Annotated in this window: 23 protein-coding genes; 15 read left to right on the top strand and 8 right to left on the bottom strand. The window is 58.9% G+C overall.

Annotation, left to right across the window (positions count from 1 at the left end):
* Nucleotides 1-161 precede the first annotated feature (161 nt).
* Nucleotides 162-557 carry a hypothetical protein gene (locus PKC29_14425; protein ID HML96615.1) on the top strand — a complete coding sequence of 132 codons (396 nt, stop codon included), beginning with the start codon at nt 162-164 and terminating at the stop codon, nt 555-557.
* Between the two features lie 32 nt (nt 558-589).
* Here PKC29_14425 and PKC29_14430 read toward each other — a convergent pair whose 3' ends face one another.
* The 3 genes from PKC29_14430 to PKC29_14440 form a co-directional block, all read right to left on the bottom strand.
* Nucleotides 590-1,885 (bottom strand): M64 family metallopeptidase, encoded by a 1,296-nt coding sequence (locus tag PKC29_14430; protein HML96616.1) that lies wholly within the window; start codon nt 1,883-1,885, stop codon nt 590-592.
* A gap of 100 nt (nt 1,886-1,985) precedes the next feature.
* A complete protein-coding gene (locus tag PKC29_14435; protein ID HML96617.1) occupies nt 1,986-3,080 on the bottom strand; it encodes an IPTL-CTERM sorting domain-containing protein in 1,095 nt (364 codons plus the stop codon).
* Between the two features lie 355 nt (nt 3,081-3,435).
* Nucleotides 3,436-4,023: a sigma-70 family RNA polymerase sigma factor gene (locus PKC29_14440; GenBank protein ID HML96618.1), complete on the bottom strand. Its 588-nt coding sequence runs from the start codon at nt 4,021-4,023 to the stop codon at nt 3,436-3,438.
* A 684-nt stretch (nt 4,024-4,707) separates the two neighbouring features.
* Between PKC29_14440 and PKC29_14445 the strand changes: the two genes are divergently transcribed.
* The 14 genes from PKC29_14445 (at nt 4,708) to PKC29_14510 (ending at nt 15,674) form a co-directional block, all read left to right on the top strand.
* Nucleotides 4,708-5,544: a methyltransferase domain-containing protein gene (locus tag PKC29_14445; GenBank protein HML96619.1), complete on the top strand. Its 837-nt coding sequence runs from the start codon at nt 4,708-4,710 to the stop codon at nt 5,542-5,544.
* 138 nt (nt 5,545-5,682) lie between these two features.
* Nucleotides 5,683-5,841, top strand: coding sequence for a hypothetical protein (locus tag PKC29_14450; GenBank protein HML96620.1), 159 nt, complete (start codon nt 5,683-5,685; stop codon nt 5,839-5,841).
* A 1,483-nt stretch (nt 5,842-7,324) separates the two neighbouring features.
* Nucleotides 7,325-7,582: a PqqD family protein gene (locus PKC29_14455; GenBank protein ID HML96621.1), complete on the top strand. Its 258-nt coding sequence runs from the start codon at nt 7,325-7,327 to the stop codon at nt 7,580-7,582.
* Nucleotides 7,583-7,800: 218 nt separating this feature from the next.
* Nucleotides 7,801-8,421: a hypothetical protein gene (locus PKC29_14460; GenBank protein ID HML96622.1), complete on the top strand. Its 621-nt coding sequence runs from the start codon at nt 7,801-7,803 to the stop codon at nt 8,419-8,421.
* A 46-nt stretch (nt 8,422-8,467) separates the two neighbouring features.
* Nucleotides 8,468-9,088 (top strand): Hint domain-containing protein, encoded by a 621-nt coding sequence (locus tag PKC29_14465; GenBank protein ID HML96623.1) that lies wholly within the window; start codon nt 8,468-8,470, stop codon nt 9,086-9,088.
* Between the two features lie 204 nt (nt 9,089-9,292).
* Nucleotides 9,293-10,414, top strand: coding sequence for a glycosyltransferase (locus tag PKC29_14470; protein ID HML96624.1), 1,122 nt, complete (start codon nt 9,293-9,295; stop codon nt 10,412-10,414).
* On the top strand, nt 10,411-11,142 hold the full coding sequence (locus PKC29_14475) for a glycosyltransferase family A protein (protein ID HML96625.1): 732 nt from the start codon (nt 10,411-10,413) through the stop codon (nt 11,140-11,142). The genes PKC29_14470 and PKC29_14475 overlap by 4 nt, the downstream gene beginning before the upstream one ends.
* 19 nt (nt 11,143-11,161) lie before the next feature.
* Nucleotides 11,162-12,922 (top strand): glycosyltransferase, encoded by a 1,761-nt coding sequence (locus tag PKC29_14480; protein ID HML96626.1) that lies wholly within the window; start codon nt 11,162-11,164, stop codon nt 12,920-12,922.
* A 194-nt stretch (nt 12,923-13,116) separates the two neighbouring features.
* Nucleotides 13,117-13,296, top strand: a complete 180-nt coding sequence (locus PKC29_14485; protein HML96627.1) for a hypothetical protein — start codon at nt 13,117-13,119, stop codon at nt 13,294-13,296.
* Between the two features lie 18 nt (nt 13,297-13,314).
* On the top strand, nt 13,315-13,479 hold the full coding sequence (locus PKC29_14490; protein ID HML96628.1) for a hypothetical protein: 165 nt from the start codon (nt 13,315-13,317) through the stop codon (nt 13,477-13,479).
* Nucleotides 13,480-13,509: 30 nt separating this feature from the next.
* Nucleotides 13,510-13,671, top strand: a complete 162-nt coding sequence (locus PKC29_14495; protein HML96629.1) for a hypothetical protein — start codon at nt 13,510-13,512, stop codon at nt 13,669-13,671.
* Nucleotides 13,672-13,722: 51 nt separating this feature from the next.
* Nucleotides 13,723-13,962 (top strand): hypothetical protein, encoded by a 240-nt coding sequence (locus PKC29_14500; GenBank protein HML96630.1) that lies wholly within the window; start codon nt 13,723-13,725, stop codon nt 13,960-13,962.
* Between the two features lie 49 nt (nt 13,963-14,011).
* Nucleotides 14,012-14,176, top strand: a complete 165-nt coding sequence (locus PKC29_14505; GenBank protein HML96631.1) for a hypothetical protein — start codon at nt 14,012-14,014, stop codon at nt 14,174-14,176.
* Between the two features lie 253 nt (nt 14,177-14,429).
* Nucleotides 14,430-15,674, top strand: coding sequence for a nucleotidyltransferase family protein (locus PKC29_14510; protein ID HML96632.1), 1,245 nt, complete (start codon nt 14,430-14,432; stop codon nt 15,672-15,674).
* 71 nt (nt 15,675-15,745) lie between these two features.
* On the opposite strand, the gene PKC29_14515 is transcribed toward PKC29_14510, so the two are convergent.
* The 5 genes from PKC29_14515 to PKC29_14535 all read right to left on the bottom strand — a co-directional run bounded on the left by PKC29_14515 (nt 15,746) and on the right by PKC29_14535 (nt 20,982).
* Nucleotides 15,746-16,144, bottom strand: a complete 399-nt coding sequence (locus PKC29_14515) for a PPOX class F420-dependent oxidoreductase (protein HML96633.1) — start codon at nt 16,142-16,144, stop codon at nt 15,746-15,748.
* Nucleotides 16,145-16,211: 67 nt separating this feature from the next.
* Entirely contained in the window at nt 16,212-16,982 is a 771-nt protein-coding gene (locus PKC29_14520; GenBank protein ID HML96634.1) for an SDR family oxidoreductase, read from the bottom strand.
* Between the two features lie 78 nt (nt 16,983-17,060).
* Nucleotides 17,061-18,053, bottom strand: coding sequence for a DNA topoisomerase IB (locus tag PKC29_14525; protein HML96635.1), 993 nt, complete (start codon nt 18,051-18,053; stop codon nt 17,061-17,063).
* 331 nt (nt 18,054-18,384) lie between these two features.
* Nucleotides 18,385-20,214 carry a bifunctional metallophosphatase/5'-nucleotidase gene (locus PKC29_14530; protein HML96636.1) on the bottom strand — a complete coding sequence of 610 codons (1,830 nt, stop codon included), beginning with the start codon at nt 20,212-20,214 and terminating at the stop codon, nt 18,385-18,387.
* Nucleotides 20,215-20,535: 321 nt separating this feature from the next.
* Nucleotides 20,536-20,982 carry a hypothetical protein gene (locus tag PKC29_14535; protein ID HML96637.1) on the bottom strand — a complete coding sequence of 149 codons (447 nt, stop codon included), beginning with the start codon at nt 20,980-20,982 and terminating at the stop codon, nt 20,536-20,538.
* Nucleotides 20,983-21,153: the final 171 nt, after the last annotated feature.

The raw sequence follows: 21,153 nt of genomic DNA on the forward strand, positions 1-21,153 counted from the left end.
TAAAATGAACGGGAAACTCTCATTTGCTGTGGTATAAAAAAGGGGGGAAGGTCACATCAAATCTAAGTTCATAGTTGCCCTATATGATTATTTGTAGATTTTATTACGTATGATACTATTGTCAAATAATACAGTATCTAATTTCAATAGTGGAGAAAGAGATGATAGGATTTGAAAATATTATGATTGTTGGCATGAATAAGGAGGCTTCGAGAAAGTCAGATGTATACCCATCCTTATATGATATAGCGCTTGAACTGTCTGACAGTCCACCGGAAGAATGGGAAGAAATCTTTATCAAAATTTGGGAACGAAAAATCTATTCAATGAAGCGAAATGCTTACATAGAAGAAAATAATATCATAGTCATATGTAAGACCGAAGATGTCAAAGACACTCATTTACCTATGTTAGAGGAAGCCGTTGCTGCTACAAACCAAAGCTATCGGGAGTACTTGGCAAAGATAATTCAGCAGGAAAAAAGTGAGGCAGCAAAAGCTACTGCCGAAGAAAATGAACTTTCAACCTTAGAAAAAAGGCTTAAAGAAGAGAAATAAGAATGCCTTATGATGCACTCTGTTGATATCTTCTAAACGTTCAGCGTGTCGGGGCCGAGGAGGAGGGAGAGTTTCGTGCGGATGACGCGTGTGCAGACGGCGCAGAAGCCGGGTTTGGTCAGCGTGCGCATGAGGCAGTTCTTCTCCGGGCGGAAGACGTTACACGTCTGGTATAGCCCGCCTTCGAAGAGGCCGACCGTGCCGTCGGGCACGGGGTGGGCGAAGGGATCGCCGGCGCAGGCGTTTCTCGAAGTCGGGATCGGCGTTCCGGGAGCGATCAGGTCCTTCCATTTTATGTCCGCGAGCTGCGTCCTGCTCGTGAGGTTCGGGTAGTTATCGGGATTGTCGTTTATGTAAGGCGTCTCGTATTCGTCGGCGAGCTTGAAGAAGCTGTGACCGAGCTCGTGTAAGCCGATGAGCGCGGCCGAGCCGTTGGTCGAAAACACCGGGACGTTGCCGCCCGAGCCGCCGTATATCGGGCTGTTCACCATGGCGAAGGTGACGTGCGCCTGGGGGGCGAAGTTGTCCCAGACCTTTTTCGCCGTTTGCTGATCGACGACCAGTAGTCGCTTGTTGCCGACGGCGCCGCAGAAGCTGGCGTTGAAATATGTATTAACGCTTACGGGCGGCGCGCCGTCCTGGCACTGCGCAGGGAGATCGGCCCCGCTGTCCGTCGAGGATACCTTGACTATATAGACGTTTGTCCTGTGCCAGAACTCGTCGAAAGGCCCAAACGATTTGAATCTGTCGATGAACCCCGCGGCGTCGGAAACGAATTTCGGCATCTCGTCGGCGCGGTAGCCCTCGGCCAGTATGCAGATCGTCCAGCATTTGTCGTCCGGGCCGTGGTCTACTAATTTTTCCACGCCCAGTACCGCGCCGTGCTCCACTTCGCGCGATACGACCATGGGCGGGAATATGAGCTCCGCAGGGTCGATTGTGAACGTGAACGACTGCCGCGCGAGCCTGTAGACTGGTATCTCGGGCTGGAGCGGGTTGTTTACGATTTCGAGGGTGAACGTAAAACCCGGGTCGGGAACGAGTATGGAGAATTCGACTTCGGGCTCTTTCAGGATCGCGTAATCGAGCGGGCTCGATTCGTCGTCGCCGTACGTTTCGGCCTCGGAGCGGAACGGGTCGCGGAGTGTCTGGACGTAGAAGACGCGGCCGTCGTCGTCGGTGAGCCGCACGTAATATCCCGTGTAGCCGTCGAGCCATTCGAGCGGGTCGGACGGGGGAGGGATGATGCCGACTGGGGTTTGCGATGTCAGCACGACGTTGGCGTTTTGAAACCTGAAATCGAGCCTGAGGCTCTTGTCCCATCTCATGAATTTACGCCCGGTCCCTTATCGCTGCAGCTCATGACGGCAAAAGGATAAGCCCGAACCCGGCCGCGCGCAATGGGGGGACGGGACAGGGACGCCCCGTTCAATGGAAACTTGTGCCCGCCTGTGCCGCCGCGTTTCTTCTCTTCCTGATCGCGAACATGGCGGACAGACCGAAGAGCGCCGAGAGGGCTATCAACCCCCATTCGCCGAGCGTGGGTATGGAAGAGACGGGGCCGGATCCGCCCGGGGTTATGAACTTGCCGAACGACGAGGGCAAGGCCCCTACGGGCACTATATCGACGACGGTATTGTCCGCGGTTCTTATGACGGAGACCGAGTTCGATTCGGCGTTGGAGACGTAGACGAACCTCCCGTCAGACGTTACGTCTATACCGATCGGTCCGCTGCCTACGGGTATTTCGTCGATGACGGAGTTGTCGGCGGTCCGTATGACCGACACGGTGTTGGAAATAGCGTTGGCTACGTAGACGCGGCCGCCGGCGGGCGATACAACAAGGGCTACCGGCGTGATTCCGACGGGTATGGCGTCGACGATCGTATTCGCCGCGGTGCTTATGACGAGCACGTTGTCGGCGGCTTCGTTCGCCACGTATAAGAAAGCGCCGTCGGGGCCGATATCCAGGCCGAAGGGCCCGTTCGTCGGGCCTATAGTTGCAGTGACGGTGTTCGACGCCGTGCTTATCACGGAGATGGAGTTTGTTTCATAGCAGGTAACGTAAACCGAGCCGCCGTCGGGCGATACCACGACGCCGACGGGCGAGTCGAGGAAGGGTATTGTGTCCACGACGCTGTACGACGCGACGCTTATAACGGATACGTTGTCGGAACCCGTGTTCGCGACGTAGAGGAACCTGCCGTCGGGTGTTATGTCGATTCCCGTCGGGGAGTCTCCGGCGGGAACGGTAGCCACGATCTCGTTCAGCGAGACGTCTATGGCGATTACCTCGTTCGGTGTCTGAAGAGCGACGTAGACGAAAGCGCCGTCGGGGGAGACTGCAGTGCCCGAAGGCCGCTCGCCGGTAGCGATCGTATCGACGACGGTATTCGTGCTAACGTCGATCACCGAGATCGAGGAGCCGTCGTTGTTGGCTATATAGGCGAAGGGCTGCGCGAAAGCACCTGCGGCGAAGCAGAAAAAGGCAATCAAGAATGAGATGGCGAATTTCCCGGGCATTGCTCATCCTCCTGTCGGTCCGTAAAATGACCGTGGCCGTGTCGAAAGCCGCCGAGGCGCCCTGGTTGTGACTGAAAGCGGATTCGCGCCTCGATTCAATTCGTTTTCAAATGCGGGAAACAAACAACAGATTGAATCTTTTTAAGTTTGAAGTCAAGGGCTGCGCGGCGATTGCGAAGGATATTCCGTGCGGGGCAGGCTGCCCGTCGAGCCCGCACGGCGTCCGCACTCTACAACTCGAATACGAGGGCCGTTTTGTCGGGGTCGTGTGTTAATCCCGCACGGAGTATGCGGGACGGATAGCGTGTTCCGCTCTTAACGGCGAAATATAGCACAAAGGGCCGGCGCGGGAAAGTCAGTTTCTGGCCGATTCGTCTTCGGCGCTGCAGATGGGGCAGTCGTCGCGCGGGCTGAAGCGCGGGTTCAGGTTGCCGTCCGCATCCAGCGAATCGACGCAGCAGCCGAGGAACATATCCTTAATCATGGCACGGCCGCGCTGGACGCGCGACTTGAACCCGGAGTAGGAGATTCCCATCCTGAGCGCCGCTTCCTTCTGCCTTTCGCCCTCGACGTCGGCGAGGAGGAGCGCGTCCCTGTATTTATCCGGCAGCCGCGAGACGAACACCTTGAGGCATTTCACGGCGCAGGCGAGCGCGTCGTCGCCATCGTCTTCGCCGAGGGCGGTCTTTTCCTCGTCGAGCTCGACTTCGGGAGCGCCGCCTTTCCTGTAATAGTCGATAACGGTGTTCGAGACGATCCTTCTTATCCACGGCGCGAGCTTGTCCCTGTCCCTGAGCTCGCCCGCGTGACGGTGGACCTTCACGAACACCTCCTGCATGAGGTCGTCCGCGTCGGATTCGTTCCGGACCTTGCCGAGAAGGTGTCTTCTGATCTGCCCGGAGAATTCGCTCCAGATAGCCGCCGTCTGTTCCTTTTTAAGCATAGCGATACCGTAATATTATAAAGTGTAAATGCCGCTGCCGTTGCAGCCGTCTTTATTCACCCCCAGCCTGTCCTTTCCGGCTTCGCTGAAGCTACGCCGCGACGAGCCCCCTCGAAGGGGGAAGGGACGCAATCCGGGGACTTGTGAGGATGGGTGACGTTCAATACGTCATCCGCAGCATTTGCAGTCTTCGCACGTACACTTGCAGCTGCAGCCTCCGCCTTCCATCGGGCTGCATTCACACCCGCAGCCGCAACCACAATCGCATTTTCTTTGTTCCGTCATTTTACGCCTCCATTTATGTTTTCTATCCATATAGACGGAGGAATGCCGAAAAAGACGCAAAGAGCCACCAATATTCTATGAAGAGAGTAAAAGCAAAGGAAAAAAGCGAGATCCTGAATTAAATTCAGGATGACTGAATAGTGGAGTCGCGGCTGAGCGCCGCGACGTCGGAATCCAGCACGCCACGCGTGCTGGATTCCCGATATCGGACTCTGCCTCGGACTACGCCAAGGCTTCGACCGATAAAAAGGCTTCGACCGACAAGCATGCATTCGGGAATGACACCAATAGGGTAGGTTCCTCGCTCGTTTGGAATTGTTGGGAATGACAGAATGAAAAGGACGATTGCCGTAGCCGAAGTCTCTCCGGCTATACTTATTGGCTGAGGGGGTGCGGCAAATGGCACGGGAAGAGAAGAAGGTAGATTACGCACTCAGCGACACGGAGAACGAGAAGAAGCGGCTCCGGGAGCAGTCGAGGATCATTATCGAGACGACGCGGAGGGTGTTCGCCCTGGCCGGCATCGAGCCGGGGATGCGTGTGCTCGAGCTCGGTACCGGGGCGGGGGACGTGACGATCCTCCTTTCGGAGATGGTAGGCCCCACGGGCGAGGTGGTCAGCCTCGAGAAGAACCCCGCGATACAGGAGTCGGCGCGGAAGCGTATCGAGGCCGAGGGGCGCGGGAACGTCGAGTTCGTCTGCTGCGACATAGCATCTGCCGAGCCCGAGGGCGTCTTCGACGCGCTCGCAGGGCGGGCCGTTTTGATGTACATCCCCTCGCCGGAGAAGGCGCTAGCGAAGCTGCTGAAGTCCGTACGCAGCGGGGGTGTGGTCGCGTTCCAGGAGGTCGATTTCACGGTGCGCCCGCAGGTGATCCCGCCGATGCCGCTCATGCAGAAAGCGTGGGATCTCCTCTATGCCGCCATGGAAAAGTCGGGCACGGAGATGCAGATGGGGTTCAAGCTCCTGCCTGTCTTCAAGAGGGCGGGTCTGCCCGAGCCCATGATGCACATGGACGCCTTTATCGGGGGGCAGGCCTCGGGCGGTATAGACTGGTTCGTCAGCACCATAAGGAGCCTCGTGCCGATGATGGAGAAGCTCGGCATAGCGACGGCGGCCGAGGTGGACGTCGATACGCTCAAGGACAGGCTCATCGGGGAGTACTTCGCGGCCGGCGTCAGGGACGGGCTCGGCATGTCGAACACGTGGATAAGCGCGTGGGCGCGGAAGGGGTGAGGAAAATGAGCTTCCGGAAGCCGGGCTCCGAAGTCCGTGTATCTCCTCCGTATATTGCATTTTTTCTAAAAAGTATTGGCAAAAATCGATACTTTAGGCTAAACTTTTAGACATCAATTCGGCAGGAGGCTAGACAACATGAAAAAGTTACTCTTCACATTGGCCATCACGCTCGGGCTCGCGTTGGGCGGCGTAGTTCTTACGACGTCGAACGTGCTCGCATGCGGCGGCAAGGACAAGGACGCGACGACCGAGCACCCGACCACCGGCGGTGGTGACGGCTCGACGCAGTCTTAAGTTCTGTAGAACAATTTTGAATACTTAAGGATTACATGTGCCCCGGGGGAGTTGCGGCTCCCTCGGGGCTTTTTTTTGTTTTTTGGGGGGGGATGGATGCTGCGGGTTTGGTGGTGGGATGTATCGCTGCGCCGCGTCAGGTTACGCATGGCTTTCAGGCTACGCTGAGGCTTCCGACTTCGCCTCGGACTCCGCTTCCAACTTTGCTTCAGGCTCCGCTAAAGCTTCCACCTTCGCTGAAGCTACGGTGGACAAGTCGACCGATAAAAAGGCTTCGTCGGACAAGTCGCTCCGACAGGCGCCGCGACGAGCGTGCGGCTTGCAATAATATGATTTATCCCGACTTTGCATTTTCCGTCATTCTGAACTTGATTCAGAATCTCGTTTTTAAAAGCATGAACAGAAAAGGCTAAGGCATACATCTCATGGGGTCTCCAGTGGCTGAAGGGGAAGTTCTATACTTAACCTACAAGGTCGATATAAGGCTTTCTACTTTTCCTTGATGAAAAGTAGCACACACGAAGTGTGTTTTCCGACGAAGTACCTTCATGGATTTTTGCAACTGAAGTGCGAAAGGTGGTAATAGAAATGCGCCGCTACTTCGATTGCGTGCGGCTGCGAGCCGCCGGGCCGGGGACACGTAGTGTCTTTTTCGACATAGCATAGAAGGTGCTAAAGTCACCTGAAGCGCGTCAGGTGGTAATAGCAAGACTGCTGCTACTTCGGAATCCTGCACGCGAGGCGTGCAAAATCATCGTTCCTTCGCTAAATCCTCCAAATACTTTACCCCCACCCTGACCCTCCCCCTGGGAGGGGGAGGGAAGAGTAAGGTAGGTCGGATTCTTAACGCTCATCCACTCGATGTCTTCGGCGGGGCAAGTCAGGTGATTAAACAGGATAGACGACCGAGTGGTGCTATGGATTTCCAGGTCGGTTACGCCGAATTCCAGCACGCGAGGCGTGGACACATAGTGTCTCTTTCGACATAGCACAGGGGGCGCCGAGACCGCCTGAAGCGCGTCTGGTGATAATGGCAAGACTGCTGCTACTTCGATATCCTGCGCACGTGGTGCGCCGGCCCGGAGGGGTATTGCTGCGCTGCATCCGGCTTCGCATGGCTTCGCCGCGACAAGCGCAGCTTGCAATATTATGATTGGGGCGAGCTCCTGACCTGTCATTACCGAATGCTCGTACCTGCCGCGGCGAAGCCCACAGGCGAAGCCGGGTCGGGAATCCAGTTTTTAGAAGATAGATCTCTCACATTCGTTCGGATGATACACGCATTCGACGTAGCACCAAAGTTACTGAAACCACCGGAAGCGCGTCAGGCGATAATAGCAAGGATGCTGCCCCTTCGATTTCCTGCGCAAGTGGTGCGCCGGGCGTTGCCCGCTTGAAATGGGAGGGGAAATTCCGGATAATATGCCTGAAAGAATTTCGGGCGGCGGAGCTCAATCAGCCGCCCGTGGAGACGGAGCGGGCAATGAACGAATTTCCGAAAATCGCCGAGGGCCTCGAAATCAACGAAGTCGAGGACGGGTACGTCATATACCAGAGCGAAAAAGACAAGGTGCACTACCTTAATAAAACCGCCGTGCTCGTGCTCGAAGCGTGCACGGGCGGGAATTCCACGGCCGAGATAGGCGATATAGTAAAGACCGCTTACGGCCTTCCCGAGGTGCCGGAGAAGGAAGTCGCCGACTGCCTCAAGACACTCTTCGACGAGGAACTGATTAAATAAAGTACCAGGCGCATCACCGGCTTTTACATTCCGGATTCACCATACAGACGGACGACGAAAGGGCTTTCGAGGCCCTTCGTTTCATCACCCATACCGCGTCGCAGGAGGGCTTCCCGCTGCTCGGCGAGACGGCGTACGAAGTCGCGCCCGAAGGGGAGGGGTACCGCATAGTCGAGGACGGCGCCCGTCCTGGGTACGGCGTCCCGGGCCGGATGGACATGATCAACAGGCTGCTGGCGCTCCTTCATGCGAAGGCGCTCTCACATTTCGAGGGGACGCTCCGCATACACGCCGGGTACGGCGAGCGGGGGGGCCGGCGGTTTATCGTCGTCGGCGACAAGGGGACGGGGAAGAGCACGCTTATGGTGAAGCTCCTCCTCGGCGGGTTCAGGGTGACGGGCGACGAGCTCGTGCTCGTAAGGGGCGGCGAGGCGTTCCCCTTCCCGAGACGGTTTCATATAAAGGAGGGCAGCGTGCCGCTCCTGCCCGAGATGGCGGGGCTCTTCGAGACGCTCCCCTGGAACGATACGACTTACGGGCAGAGGATGTTCTCGTTCTCGCCCATGGACGCCGGGCGCGAGTGGAAGGTGGACGCGGGGAAGATAGACGCGATTTTCCACCTCGAGCCCAACCACGGAAGGGAGACGTATATAGAAGAATGCCCGAAATACAGGATGGTGGAGAGGGTGATGCCGATGACGTATCTTTCGGAGACCGAAGACCACCTGAAGATACCGGCGGTCTGCAGGATCGTCGACGAGGCCGATTGCTACGTGCTCGGGATCGGCGATCTCGACGGCGCCGTGGCTGCTTTACAGGAAAAAATACCTGTGATATAGTCGGAACAAATGCTTTAAAAATCTGATAAGCTATATGGAGGGAAGTATGGCAGATAAGGAGTTTATCGACAAGGTCAATCCCGAGAGGCGCGAGTTCCTGGAGAAGCTCACGAAGGGCGCTTTCGTTGTTCCCGCCGTGCTGTCCGTGATGATGCTCAACCAGAAGCTGAGCCTCACGACGGCAAACGCACAGAGTAATATCACGATCTGTCTCACGCCGGGCGCGCTGATAGCCACCCCGAACGGCGATATCAGGGTCATGGACCTGAGGCCCGGCATGCCGGTTTATTCCATGGACCTCGAAGGGAACCGCGTGGCAGTCCCCGTAGTCATGGCGTCCAGGGTTACAGCCCCTGACACGCACGTCGTCTGCCGCGTCGTTCTCGAGGACGGGCGCGAGCTATACGTTTCGGGCATACACCCGACGGCGGACGGAAGGGCGATAGACGACCTCGTCCCGGGCGACGGGCTCGACGGGTCCACGGTCGTATCCGTCGAAAGGGCCGCATACACAGGCGGCTACACGTTCGACCTCCTTCCCGGTGGCGATACCGGCCATTACTGGGCGAACGGTATTCTCATCGGCAGCACCCTCTCGCCGGAAGCCGGCTTTTACACGTTCGAGCCGGCGGAGCGCGGGCAGGGGGCGCACGCCGAAGGCGTTTAAGACGCCGGGGAGATAAATGGCGGGCGGTCCGGTTTTGAGACGTAAGCCGGCTGCCCGTGTATCCCGGACAGTCGATCTTTCCGGGCATTGTACGGCTTTACGCCCGCCCGGTTTTTAATGTAAGGCCGGCGGTTGACGCCTGCACGCGGTCCAGTATTTCCATCCTTTAAAATCAGTTAGACTTTATCGAAGGTGTGACAGAGATTGAGCGGCAAGTTGATAAGCGCGGCGATGATAGTGCGTAACGAGGAGAGGTTCCTCGAAGGATGCCTCGAGTCGCTCCGGAGCGTCGTAGACGAAGTGGTAGTGGTGGATACCGGCTCTTCGGACACGTCGAAAGACATAGCGCTTTCCTACGGCGCCCGGGTGTTCGATTTCCCCTGGAACGGCAGCTTCGCCGACGCGCGCAACGAGGCCATCGGGCGCTCGGAAGGCAGGTGGATCCTCTACATCGACGCCGACGAAAGGTTCGTCTCCGGCGGGAGGGCCGCGGTCGAGGCCGAGCTGTCCCGCCCCGGATACGCGGCGCACACCGTAAAATTCCATCCCATAACGGGCTACACGTCGTACAGGGAATACAGGATATTTCTCAACGATCCGCGCATAAGGTTCGAGGGAGTGATACACGAATCCATGGTCGCGGGAATGAACGATGCGGCCGAGGAGGACGGGCTCGCCATAGGCGACAGCCCGTTCTCGATAATACACACGGGCTACGACGGCGAGCTCACGCACAAGCACGAGAGGAACCTCCCGCTCCTTATAAAACAGATAGAAAACGACCCGGAGCGGATGTATCTCAGGTGGCAGCTCGGGGTCGCCATGAAGGGGCTCGGCGACGCCCGGGGGGCCGAGAGGGCGTGGACCGAGGCGCTCCGGATGACGCGCGCGAAGGATATTTCTAACGTGACGCACGAGGACAGCCACGTTTATTACGAGATGATATGCCTCCTCGCCGAGAGGGGCGGGGACATCGGCCCGCTGCTCGAAGAGGCGCTTTCGCTCTTTCCTGACAACTACCTCTTCATATGGACGCGCGCCAGGGCGCTCGTGCGCGAGGGCCGGTTCGAGGAGGCGGCCCCGGTATTCGAATCGCTGCTGTCGATAGACCCCGATACGCTCACGGGCCCTCTCGCCTACAACGCCGGCATATTCGGCGAGCTCTCGCACGAGCCGCTGGCCGGGTGTTACTTCAAACTCGGGAGGCTCGCCGAGAGCGAGGCGCATTACGCCCGGGCCCTCGGCCTCGACCCGGATAATACGGAATACAAGACGAAGCTGATGTTTGTTAGGGCGATGCTCGGCAGGGCGAAGGCGACTTCATGAGCGAAGAGCCGCTGGTATCGTGCCTGTGCGTAACGCTCGGAAGGCCCCGGCTCCTCGAAAGGGCGATCCGGTGCTTTCGCGGGCAGGCCTATCCCCGAAAGGAGCTCGTCGTAATCTACGAGAGCTTCGATCAGCCGACGAAAGACGTCCTCGACGGCATCGACGACCCGGACATAGTCAGGATAGAGGCGCCGGACGATCCCGGCGTCACGCTCGGCTCCCTCAGGAACATGGCCGTTTCGAAGTGCTCGGGCGAGTATTTCTGCCAGTGGGACGACGACGATTATTCGCACCCCGGGCGCATAGCGTTCCAGATGGGCGTCATCGAGCAGTCGGGCCTGCCGGCGTGCATACTGATGCAGTGGTTCATATTCGACGAGGCCGGGGGGAGGGCGTATCTCTCGAACCGGAGGCCGTGGGAGGGGGGGCTTCTTTGCAAGACTTCCCTCATAGAGGAGGGAATCGAGTACGACGACCTCAAGGTCGGCGAGGACACGCCGCTCGTAAGGAAGCTCTTTTCGAAAGGTCTCGTCTTTCCTGTTATAATGCCAAGGTTGTATATATATACCTACCACGGCGGAAACACCTGGTCGCGGACGCACTGGGAGAAGATATTCGCGTCGTCGAAGCCGCTTTCGGACGAGTCGTCGCGGCTCATACGCGGCATACTCGACGGCACGTACGACACCGCGCAGGCAGCCGAAATCCTGGACGGGATTTCGGATTGAAATCCGCCGCGTATTGAAAATGGCCATACCGAAAATTATCCACCAGACGTGCAAGAGCACTATGGAGCTTTCGCCCGATCTCGCCGCTTTCGTCGAAAGGGTTGCCGCGCTCCACCCCGGGTGGGAGCACAGGCTATACGGCGACGCCGAATGCAGGGCGGCGGTCGAGAGGATATTCCCGGCCCTCCTGCCTCTCTACGACGCGTCGCTCCCGATACAGAAGACGGATATATTCCGCGTCGTCGCGGTCTACGGCGACGGGGGATTCTATCTCGATACGGACGTCGAGTGCAGGATCCCGCTCGATGATCTCTCGGAGTTCAGGGCGGTGTTCGGCGAGGAGGCGACGCTTTCCCCCGAAGAGGCCGCCGGGCGGGGGCTCGAAAGCCCGCTCAGGGTCGGGAACTACGCCTTCGGGAGCGAGCCGGGCCACCCGTTCCTCCTCGGGATCATAGAAGGCATGGCCGCTCAGGCGGGGCGGGAAATAAAGGCCGAGGAGGACATACTCGAATCGACGGGGCCTGGGCTCGTGACGGCCGTCTATACGAAATACGGGAGGGGTATGAAGGACGTCGTCGTGATCCCGAACAAGGACAGGACGTGCCCGGTTTGCCGCGCCCTTTCGTGCCATTTCGGGAGCTACGCCGTCCACGCCCACGCCGGCTCGTGGAGGTGGGAAAACCTGAAGGGCCGAGCGGCTCCGCCCCCCGGCCCGAGGCGTATAAGCAATGAGGAGCTGGATGCGCTCCGCCGCGACGTCGCGCTTCGGAGATGCGCGGACGGCGGAGAGGGGGACGACGGCATATGCCTTCTCGACGTTTACGGCGACGATCCCCCCTTCGACGGGCTTTCGACCGTATTCGGCCGCGCGGCGGCGCTTTTCCGGAAGGAGCGCGACACCTCCGGGACGAGCGGAAAGAAGGTCCTGATGGCCTTCATGCCAGGCGACCACGAAGTAAAGCTCTCGCCGCGTAACACGAACGTCATTTACACGACGTACGAGACGACGAGGATCCCCTCTATCTGGGTGCGGCAGATAAACGGGCATTACCACCGCTGCATCGTTCCGCATGGTTATGTGAAGGAGGCGTTCCTGGCGTCGGGCGTAAAGGCGCCGATAGAGGTGATACACCAGGGATTCACTCGTCACAGGAGGCTCCCCGAGCAGGCGCGCGGGGCGGAGAAAGGCATATTCAGGATAGGATTCCTCGGCGTCCCGTACAGGAGAAAGAACCTCTTCAAGCTCTACCAGGCGTGCGCCGACCTCGTGAAGGAAATCCCCGGCCTCAGACTTGCGGTGCATTCGTCCGTAATGTTCGATCACCTTTACACCAAGGAGATAGCCCTCATCGCGAATTCTTCTTTCGTCGAATGGACGCAGGGGACGCTGGACGAGGAGGGGACTTCCGAGTGGTACGCGAGGCTTTCGTGCTATGCCTTCCCTTCGAGCGGGGAGGGATGGTCGTTCACCCCGAGGGAGAGCCTCTACCTAGGCATACCGACACTCATCACGGACATTCCCGTCCACGACGAGCTCGTAAGCTCCGGGTATTACAGGGTTATTCCCGTCTCGGGGATGGATAAGGCCGAGGACTACTGGGGCGACTGCGGCGAGTGGAATACCGTTTCCGTGAAGGACATCAGGGAAGCGATCGCGGACGTATATTCGAACTACGGGATGCGTCTGGTAAGGGCTCTTCAAGGGGCGGCGTGGATAGAGAACAGGTGGACGAACGAGAGCTCGCAGCAGAGGCTCCTCGAATTCATGCGCTCGCTCTGAACGGCGTCCACCCCCGGCGTTGGTTATAAACCGCTGCGGGAAATTTTCGAACCCCCTCAATTCGCTTGTCTTGTATTTACGTATGTGTTAAATTTTGAGAAGTGTTGTGATTTGAATCTTTGTGTTGTGATTTGAATCTTTGTGTTGTGGTTTGAATCTTTCGTGTTGTGGTTTGAATCTTTAAGGAGGATTTCATGGGCGACGAAAAGAAGATTCCGGGGAACGTAAACCCCGAGAGGCGCGAATTCCTCGAAAAGATCACGAAAGGCGCTTTCGTGATACCGGCCGTGTTTTCCGTCATGATGCTCAACCAGAAGCTCAACCTCACGACGGCCAACGCGCAGAGTAACCAAAACGGCATTAACGGTTTTTAACAAAAATGTGGAGGAGTCATGGACGATAACAGGATTCCCGGCAACGTTAACCCCGAGAGGCGCGAGTTTCTCGAAAAGCTCACGAAGGGTGCTTTTGTCGTGCCGGCCGTGCTGTCGGTGATGATGCTTAACCAGAAGCTCAATCTCGCCACGGCCAACGCCCAGAGTAACCAGCCTGGTTGATAAAATTTTGTAAACATCAAGGAGGATCATATGGACGAAAAGAAGATTCCGGCCAACGTAAGCCCCGAGAGGCGCGAGTTTCTCGAAAAGCTCACGAAGGGCGCTTTCGTGGTTCCGGCGGTGCTGTCGGTGATGATGCTTAACCAGAAGCTCAACCTCACGACGGCCAACGCCCAGAGCAATATTTTCTAGGTTACCCCCGAATCCGTCCTGATTATTTCCGGGGCGGCGGGTGGAGGGTCCTTGAGCGACCACAGGAAAATTCCGGCCAACGTAAGCCCCGAGAGGCGCGAGTTTCTCGAAAGGCTTACGAAGGGCGCTTTCGTAGTACCTGCCGTGCTGTCCGTGATGATGCTGAACCAGAAGCTCAACCTCACGACGGCCAACGCGCAGAGCAATCAGACAGGTCCCACAGGTCCGATTGGTCCGACGGGTATACCTGGTCCGACAGGTCAACCCGGGCCGACAGGTGCGCCGGGTTGAGCCGGCAGCAATGCAAGACCTGATTAAACGACAGTATTGTGGAGGCTATATGAGCGACAAGGAAACATTCGATAAGGTAAACCCCGAAAGGCGCAATTTCCTCGAGAAGATCACCAAGGGCGCTTTCGTGATACCGGCCGTTTTTTCGGTGATGATGCTCAACCAGAAGCTGAACCTCACGACGGCCAACGCCGCGAGCAACCAGGAAAACTAAACACAGCGGCGGAATTGTTTTAGAGTTTGGCAGGCGAGCTGCGTGCTCGTCGTGAATATAACGAATCTGCGGAGCTTCGCTTTTTTATTTTCATTACTCTCCCTTCCAGACGCGGGCAGCCGTTTTCCCGTTCCGCCCCGGCCTTGCGATAGATTTTCCCCCGCCTGTAGTTTTCAAGCCTTCCGGGATTTTTTATTTACGGTCCGTCCGGGATGACTGGAATACAGCTTTAAATTCCTGATACTATCTTAAGATGCACAGGTCCGGTTCCGGCAAGAAAATCTCTGGCGGCGGGTGCCTGCCCACGCGCGGGCAGGAGCTCCTCCTCCGAGCCTCGCTTCTTCCGGGGGACGAATGCAGGGCGGCCTTCGCCGAGTGGAAAACGCTCGCCAACCTCGATCACGTCGATCCGGGCTCGTACAGGTTATTCCCCCTCCTCTATAAAAACCTCATCGCTAACGGTATTGCCGACGACCCTTACCTGAATATCTTCAGGTGGGTCTACGACGTCACGCTCGAAAACAACCGCAAGCGCTTCGCCGCGCTCTCGCGCCTGCTTGCAAAGCTGGACGGGCTCGGGATGGAGGCGGTGCTACTCAAGGGCACTGCGCTGGCGGTGGAATATTACGGCGACTACGGCCTCCGCCCGATGCTCGACGCCGACATCCTCGTCCCGACGCGCCGCGCGCGCGAGGCCGTCGAGATACTGACCGGGCTCGGCTGGAGCTCGTCGATAACGCCGCTCAAGGGGCTAGCCGACATGGACGCGCTGTCGCGCCTCGGGTGGAAGCCCGAGGTCCGGAAGCTCTCGGAATTCTCGGACGAGTATTTCACCGTCCGGCACGGGCAGGACCTCGTAAACCCGGACGAGTTCACGATAGACCTTCACTGGCACGTCCTCCACGGCTACAATTCCCCCGACGCCGACGCGCCTTTCTGGGAGGCGGCGCGGAGGGTGACGGTCGAGGGCGCGCCCGCGCTCGTGCTCGACCCTGCGGACCAGCTCCTCCAGGTGTGCGCGCACGGGATGAGGTGGGACCCGACGCCGCCCGTAAGATGGGTGGCCGACGCGGCTGCGATATTGAGGAAGGAAGGAGAGGGGCTCGACTGGGGGCGGCTCGCCGCAGGTGCACGGAGGCACGGAGTCGTGCTGCCCGTGAGGGAGGCGCTCCGCTACCTCGGGTCCTACCCGGACGTCGGTGTTTCGGAGGACGCGCTCCGCGAGCTCGACGCGATTCCCGCGGGCAGGGCCGAGAGGTTCGAGCACGGCGTGAGGACCTCGCCGCCCGGTATAACGGACGGCCTCGTCGAGCTCGGGTTCCTCTGGCGGTCGTACGGCAAGGGGAACGTAGACCCTGGATTTATACGGCGGCTGCTCGGGTTCCCCGGTTTCCTGACGCGAGTCTTCGGCATGGGGAGCGTCAGGCACCTCGCTGTTTACTCCGGCTACGAGCTCGTGAGGCGGACGAAGGAGATGGCGCTCCCGAAGCGGAAATAGACGGAATGCTTCGGCTGAGGCAAACGTCACCCGGCGCGCGGCCGGTGCCTCGAATCTCCTCCACCGCTGCGTTACGCGCCGACCTCGATTACGTGCTCGGGCTTTATCTTGATGATCACTCTCTTTTCGCCGGGCCCCCTCCAGGGGTATTTGTCCTGCCCGATGTATTTCATCGCCAGCCTGTCGATGTGCTCCTCGGCGCCTTCACGGGTGATGTCCGTGACGACTCCGCGCACCATCGCCTGTTTGTAAGGATTTTCGGGGTCGAATATCGAGACGGCGACCCTGCCGTCCCTCCGGACGTTCTCGGGTTTCCGCCTCCCCTCGGCCGTGTTTATCAGAACGTGCTCGCCGTCGGAGTCCACCCAGACGAGGCTCACCTGGGGCGAGCCGTCGGGCATCAGGGTCGCAAGCGCCGCGAACCCTTTCCCTTTCGTGCAGAGGTCGTACAGGAATTCGTTTATCTTCATCGTGGCTTACCTCTCCGTTCGGTTTTGTTTACAAGTATAAACGACGCCGGATGCGGCGGCTCCTTTTTTACCGCGCGCACCAGCCGCCGTCTACGGGCAGGGCGGCGCCGGTGACGAAGCCGACCCTCTCGTCGCAGAGGAAAAGCACCGCCCTCGCGACCTCTTCGGGAAGCGCCAGCCTCCCCATGGGGTGGAGCGATTCCATGAACCTCATCCCTTCACCGGGGTCGGGCACGCGCTTCATGAAGCCTTCGGTTACGAGCGGCGTCATGGTGGTCCCCGGGCATACGGCGTTCACGTTTATGCCCCGGGACGAGTATTCGAGCGCCATGCTCCGAGTGAGCTGTATCACAGCGCCCTTGGACGCCGCGTATGCCGGGAGCCCGGCGAATCCCTTGAGCCCCACTATCGATGCGTTGTTCACTATCCATCCCCGCCCGCGTGAGAGCATGTGCGGGATCGCGAATTTGCTCATGAGCCACGTGCCGCGCACATTGGTGTCGAACGTCGTCTCCCACGCCGACGCCGTCGTCTCGTGCACGGGGCCGGGTATGAGAACGCCCGCATTGTTGAACAGTATGTCGAGCCCTCCCGTCTCGCGTACTGCGAGCTCGACCGCCTTCCGGCATTTCTCTTCACTCGATACGTCGGAGACGGTGAAAAGGATTCCGAGCCCCTCGGCCCCGGCCTCGCGCGCTGTCTCGGCGAGCTTCTCCTCCCTCCTTCCCGTGATAAGGACGGCTGCGCCCTCGCGCGCGAATTCGAGCGCCGTAGCCTTACCGATGCCCGTCCCGCCGCCCGTGATGAGTACGCTCTTACCTTCGAAATTTCTTCGCATGGTTTCGGAATTTAATTCTATACGTCTGCCGGGCCGGGGTAAATGCGCCTGCAGGGATTTACGTTACGTGGCTGTGTGTTACTTGACCTTCTTTAATATCCGCAGCACTTCGACTTCATCGGGAGAGAGATACTTCCGCCTGCCGCGCGGTGTCGAGTAAGCGCCGATTTTCCCGCTCCGCCACGCGTCGAGAATGGCGGGGTGAACGTAATATTTCCGGCACGTGGCGGGTGTGTTGCCGAGGACCTTCGCGGCCTCTTTCACGGCGCGGACTATCGCCTTCTCGCCCCCGGCTTCTGACTCGCCTGCCTTCTTCAGAGAGTTGAGGGCCGCGACCGTCGCGCCCCAGGTTCTGAAATCCTTCGAGGTGAAGCCGTGCCCGGTGATCTCGCGGAGCTTCTCGTTCACGCTGTCCGAATCGACGGCGCTTACGTTCCCGTTCCCGTCCACGAACCTGAATATCCTGTACCCGGGAATCTCCATGCATCTTTTTATCGTGTTGGCGACGGCGCGGTCGGTTAGGCTGAGGCTCCGTTCCTTGCCGCCCTTGGCGCGGTACGAAAACTCGGCCGTCCCTCCCGTGACCGTGACGTGGCAGTTCTCGAGCGTCGTGAGCCCGTAGGAATCGTTCAGCTTCGCGTACCGCTCGCTGCCGATTCGCATGAACGTCTTGTCCATTATGTCTATCACGGCCGCGAGCACCTTGTCCCTGTCGAGCTTCCGCCGGGCGAGGTCCTTCCGGACGCGCTTCCTTATGGCCGTCAGGGATTCGCCGAAGCTCGCGAGGCTGCCGAACTTGGATTCGGAGCTGAGGACGCTCCACATCTCGTGGTAGACGTATTGCTTCCGGCCTTTACTGTCGCGGCCCGTCGCCTGTATGTGTCCCTCGGGGCCGGGACAAATCCACACGTCCGTCCACGCGGGCGGTATGGCGAGTGCCTTTATCCGCTCCTTTTCGGCGGCGTCCGTTACGAGCTTCCCCTCGAAATAATAGGCGAAGCCCTTCCCGCGTCCCTTGCGGACTATGCCTTCAGTCTCGTCGCTCACATACCTGAGCCGGGCGCCGCTCATCGTAACCCGTCATGGAGCAATATGCATGCCACGCGGGGATAGCGCTGGAATATGTAGTGAAGAAGGGAGGTTGCGGATTGGCCTCCGGTGCGCCGGCGCTCTCGGGCGTGCCCGCCGCTGTACGATATCGTGCGGCTCGGGTGCTCCAAATGACGTGCCCGGCTTCCGGTTTTCTGTCTTGATTTTCCCCGTCCTCCCGGAAGTCTGCCGGAAGGACGGGGGTATGAATTGAATTTATGGTACGGTGGTGATCCGCTTTCGAAACGGCAGAAATAAGGAATCGAAACATGATCGTCGCACGGCCGGTGCCGATATCGATTCCTTCGCTACGTCAGTCTCCAGCGGATGTGATCCGCCCCTCGCCGCCCTCGGGGTAATCGGCGGCGGATATGACGCCGCCGAGCCCGCCCTCGACGACAGGGTCGATTATGTAGTTAAAGAGCGCCCGCTGGTAAACGACTCCGAGCGTCGTGAACGGTGCGCCGCGATAGGGGTACATGTCGCCGCCCCTCGCCGAGAAGTCTATGGTCGCTATGTCGATGGCCTCTCCGGGAACCACTGCGCCGTCTTCGACTATAACCTCGCCGGTGTCGAGGACGATGCTCCTCACCCTCGTGCCGGGGGTTACGACGTTGAGGTCCTCGTCCAGAACCTGCGGCGTTCCGTCCGGGTCGTAAACCATGCTGAAACCCGATATCTGCGCGAAGCGCCCGTCGGCGTTTTCGACCGCGGAAACGGCGTTCTCCATTATTTCCTTGAACTGCTCCCTCGGTATCGCGGGGACGATGGATACGAAGTTCGTGAAGGGGAATATGTCGAACGTCGTGAGCTCCGTTATGTCGCCAGCCGGTATGAGCGTATCGTTCCTTATGCCGCCCCCGTTCTGGAGCGCGACGTCCGGCACTGGCACGCCGAAGTCCCCGGCGAGAACGGTCGCCTGGTAAAGGAGCGCGTCGGCCGTGAGGTTCCCGAGGTTGGTCTCCTCGGTCCTGACGCCGGGGCTCCGCCTTCCTTCGAGCGCGACCTCGCTCTCGGCGATGACGTTGGCCGCGAGCCCCGAGACGTAATCCGAGACCGGATCGACGACGTTCTGTTGAATGAATCCGTCCGGCGGCACGGCGTCGGGGTTGTCCCCGCCTGCGACCCTTACGAGGCCGCTCACGTCGTCTACAGCGATGACGTTGCCATCCGGGTCGAACTCGACTATGAGCCTGCCGACGTATTTGTAGTTGCCGGTCGTCGTGACGACTGGAATGTCCCTGCCGTCGGCCCCCGCCGCGATGAGCGGGTAGGGCCCGAAGGCGTTCGCGAGCTCGTCGCCCGGCACGAGGAGGTCCCCCTCGTTGGCCAGGAGCTCGTCGCCGCCGCCGGCTATCATCACGTCGATGTCGTTAAGCTGCCCGGCGAGCGCGAGGTCTTCGTTAACGTCCTGGAGGTGGCTGATGAATATTATCTTGTTGATGCCCTCGCCCGTGAGCTCGTCGACCTCCGCCTGCACGATGTCGGCGATGTCGCCCAGGACTATGACGTCCCTCGGGCTCGATATGAACGGCAGTTGGGGGGTAGTCGCGCCTATGACGCCTATACTTTCCCCTTCCGTCACTATGATGGTCCTCGTGACGATTATGCCGTCGTCTACGAGCGCCTGGAGCCCCGGCTCTTCGGTGAAGACGAGGTTGGCCGAGACGAAGGGCGGCGGGCTGTCGAAGCTGATTATGAACTCCTCCAGCACGTCGGGGCCGAAGTCGAACTCGTGGTTCCCGAGCGCCATGGCGTCGTATCCCATCCTGTTGAGCCCTATGGAATCGTAATAGGGGGCGCCTTTCTGGAGGCTCGCGTTGAACTCGGGGCCGGCGAGGAAGTTGTCGCCGGAATTGAGCGTGATGTTGATGCCCGGCCCGGCGTCCGCTTCGGCGCGGAGGTCGCCGAGGAGTGTCGCGAACCTGGCGATGCCGCCGAAGTCCTCTATGCCCGCGCCGGCGTTTATGAGCTGCGATTCGCCGTCGTTATTGTGGAAGATCGTAACCACCAGGTTTGACGGCGGCGGTGGCGGCGGATTATTGCCGTTATTGTCGTCGCATGCCGGAGCCGCGAAGGCGGCCATCAGCAGAACGATTAACGCGGTGTAGCGCAGTTTCATCGTCTTCGTAGCGTTTTTCATTACTTCAACCCCCTTTTGGATTTTAAAGAATTTTTTGAGAATTTACCCTGTGCAGTTTAAGCCGCGGTTAAGGATGTTTTAACTTCCCGTTAAGCATCGCCGGAAAAAGGGCGGAGCCGTAAGATTCGCTGCTGCAGGCGAGGCGCATCCGTTTAATGATTTTTTAACGTCGAATTCACGGCACTTTTATCTGCGCGTTTTATTCCGGCTGCGAGCTTCAATCTGAAAAGACCGCACAGGTAGGCGCAACCCCGGATAGGTCAAAGAGGGTCCGGTTCGGACAGGGCCGGCCCTCTCCGTTTTTATTCGCGGCGGATTTGCTTACTTTTCGTCCGTTCTCTTTTCCCAGTCGCCGGTGAGCGCGTTTTTCCTGGGCCCGCAATCTTCACGGAGCGGGAGGAACGAGAGCTGATCCCGCTTCAGGCGGAATCTGTAAGTGCCGGGATCGACACAGGAGTTGTCGAGGAACGTGATGTCGCGTCCCGAAAGGCTCCACTTGCCGTGGGAGTCCGAGTGGCCGGGGGCGTCTCCCTCGAACGTGAAGGAGAACGTGCCGTCGGGCCGTATTTCGAGCGACCCCCTGAAAGAGTGCCCGTTTTCCGCCGCCGACCTTTCCCAGGACCCTACGAGAAGAAGCTCGTAATCGGGGGAATCCTGGCACGATGCGCCGACGCCCGCAATAAGAAAAAGGAGAAGGAGGGCCAGCGCCCGCCCGAGATGGACGGAAGAGCGGTACTGCCCGGGATTTCCCTTCGGCGGATTCGGCATTAACAAATAATATACCTTTCGGGAGGATGGATGAAACGAATTTTTTCGGGGACGGTGTCCGGCATGCCGCCCCGCGGCTGATGTTTTTATCAAGCTGACCGCTTCTTTGCACATGGCATTGCTAGCGAAGTGAAGCAATATCCCTTCTTTCTGTCATTCCCAACGATTCCT

This window comes from Thermodesulfobacteriota bacterium (assembly GCA_035325995.1).
In the GTDB taxonomy this organism is placed as follows: domain Bacteria; phylum Desulfobacterota_D; class UBA1144; order Nemesobacterales; family UBA2774; genus JADLGH01.

Bases quoted from the DNA above. Each gene is read 5' to 3' on its own strand.
- PKC29_14425 (HML96615.1), top strand. From the start codon at position 162: ATGATAGGATTTGAAAATATTATGATTGTTGGCATGAATAAGGAGGCT.
- PKC29_14430 (HML96616.1), bottom strand. From the start codon at position 1,885: ATGAGATGGGACAAGAGCCTCAGGCTCGATTTCAGGTTTCAAAACGCC.
- PKC29_14435 (HML96617.1), bottom strand. From the start codon at position 3,080: ATGCCCGGGAAATTCGCCATCTCATTCTTGATTGCCTTTTTCTGCTTC.
- PKC29_14440 (HML96618.1), bottom strand. From the start codon at position 4,023: ATGCTTAAAAAGGAACAGACGGCGGCTATCTGGAGCGAATTCTCCGGG.
- PKC29_14445 (HML96619.1), top strand. From the start codon at position 4,708: ATGGCACGGGAAGAGAAGAAGGTAGATTACGCACTCAGCGACACGGAG.
- PKC29_14450 (HML96620.1), top strand. From the start codon at position 5,683: ATGAAAAAGTTACTCTTCACATTGGCCATCACGCTCGGGCTCGCGTTG.
- PKC29_14455 (HML96621.1), top strand. From the start codon at position 7,325: ATGAACGAATTTCCGAAAATCGCCGAGGGCCTCGAAATCAACGAAGTC.
- PKC29_14460 (HML96622.1), top strand. From the start codon at position 7,801: ATGATCAACAGGCTGCTGGCGCTCCTTCATGCGAAGGCGCTCTCACAT.
- PKC29_14465 (HML96623.1), top strand. From the start codon at position 8,468: ATGGCAGATAAGGAGTTTATCGACAAGGTCAATCCCGAGAGGCGCGAG.
- PKC29_14475 (HML96625.1), top strand. From the start codon at position 10,411: ATGAGCGAAGAGCCGCTGGTATCGTGCCTGTGCGTAACGCTCGGAAGG.
- PKC29_14480 (HML96626.1), top strand. From the start codon at position 11,162: ATGGCCATACCGAAAATTATCCACCAGACGTGCAAGAGCACTATGGAG.
- PKC29_14485 (HML96627.1), top strand. From the start codon at position 13,117: ATGGGCGACGAAAAGAAGATTCCGGGGAACGTAAACCCCGAGAGGCGC.
- PKC29_14490 (HML96628.1), top strand. From the start codon at position 13,315: ATGGACGATAACAGGATTCCCGGCAACGTTAACCCCGAGAGGCGCGAG.
- PKC29_14495 (HML96629.1), top strand. From the start codon at position 13,510: ATGGACGAAAAGAAGATTCCGGCCAACGTAAGCCCCGAGAGGCGCGAG.
- PKC29_14505 (HML96631.1), top strand. From the start codon at position 14,012: ATGAGCGACAAGGAAACATTCGATAAGGTAAACCCCGAAAGGCGCAAT.
- PKC29_14510 (HML96632.1), top strand. From the start codon at position 14,430: ATGCACAGGTCCGGTTCCGGCAAGAAAATCTCTGGCGGCGGGTGCCTG.
- PKC29_14515 (HML96633.1), bottom strand. From the start codon at position 16,144: ATGAAGATAAACGAATTCCTGTACGACCTCTGCACGAAAGGGAAAGGG.
- PKC29_14520 (HML96634.1), bottom strand. From the start codon at position 16,982: ATGCGAAGAAATTTCGAAGGTAAGAGCGTACTCATCACGGGCGGCGGG.
- PKC29_14525 (HML96635.1), bottom strand. From the start codon at position 18,053: ATGAGCGGCGCCCGGCTCAGGTATGTGAGCGACGAGACTGAAGGCATA.
- PKC29_14530 (HML96636.1), bottom strand. From the start codon at position 20,214: ATGAAAAACGCTACGAAGACGATGAAACTGCGCTACACCGCGTTAATC.
- PKC29_14535 (HML96637.1), bottom strand. From the start codon at position 20,982: ATGCCGAATCCGCCGAAGGGAAATCCCGGGCAGTACCGCTCTTCCGTC.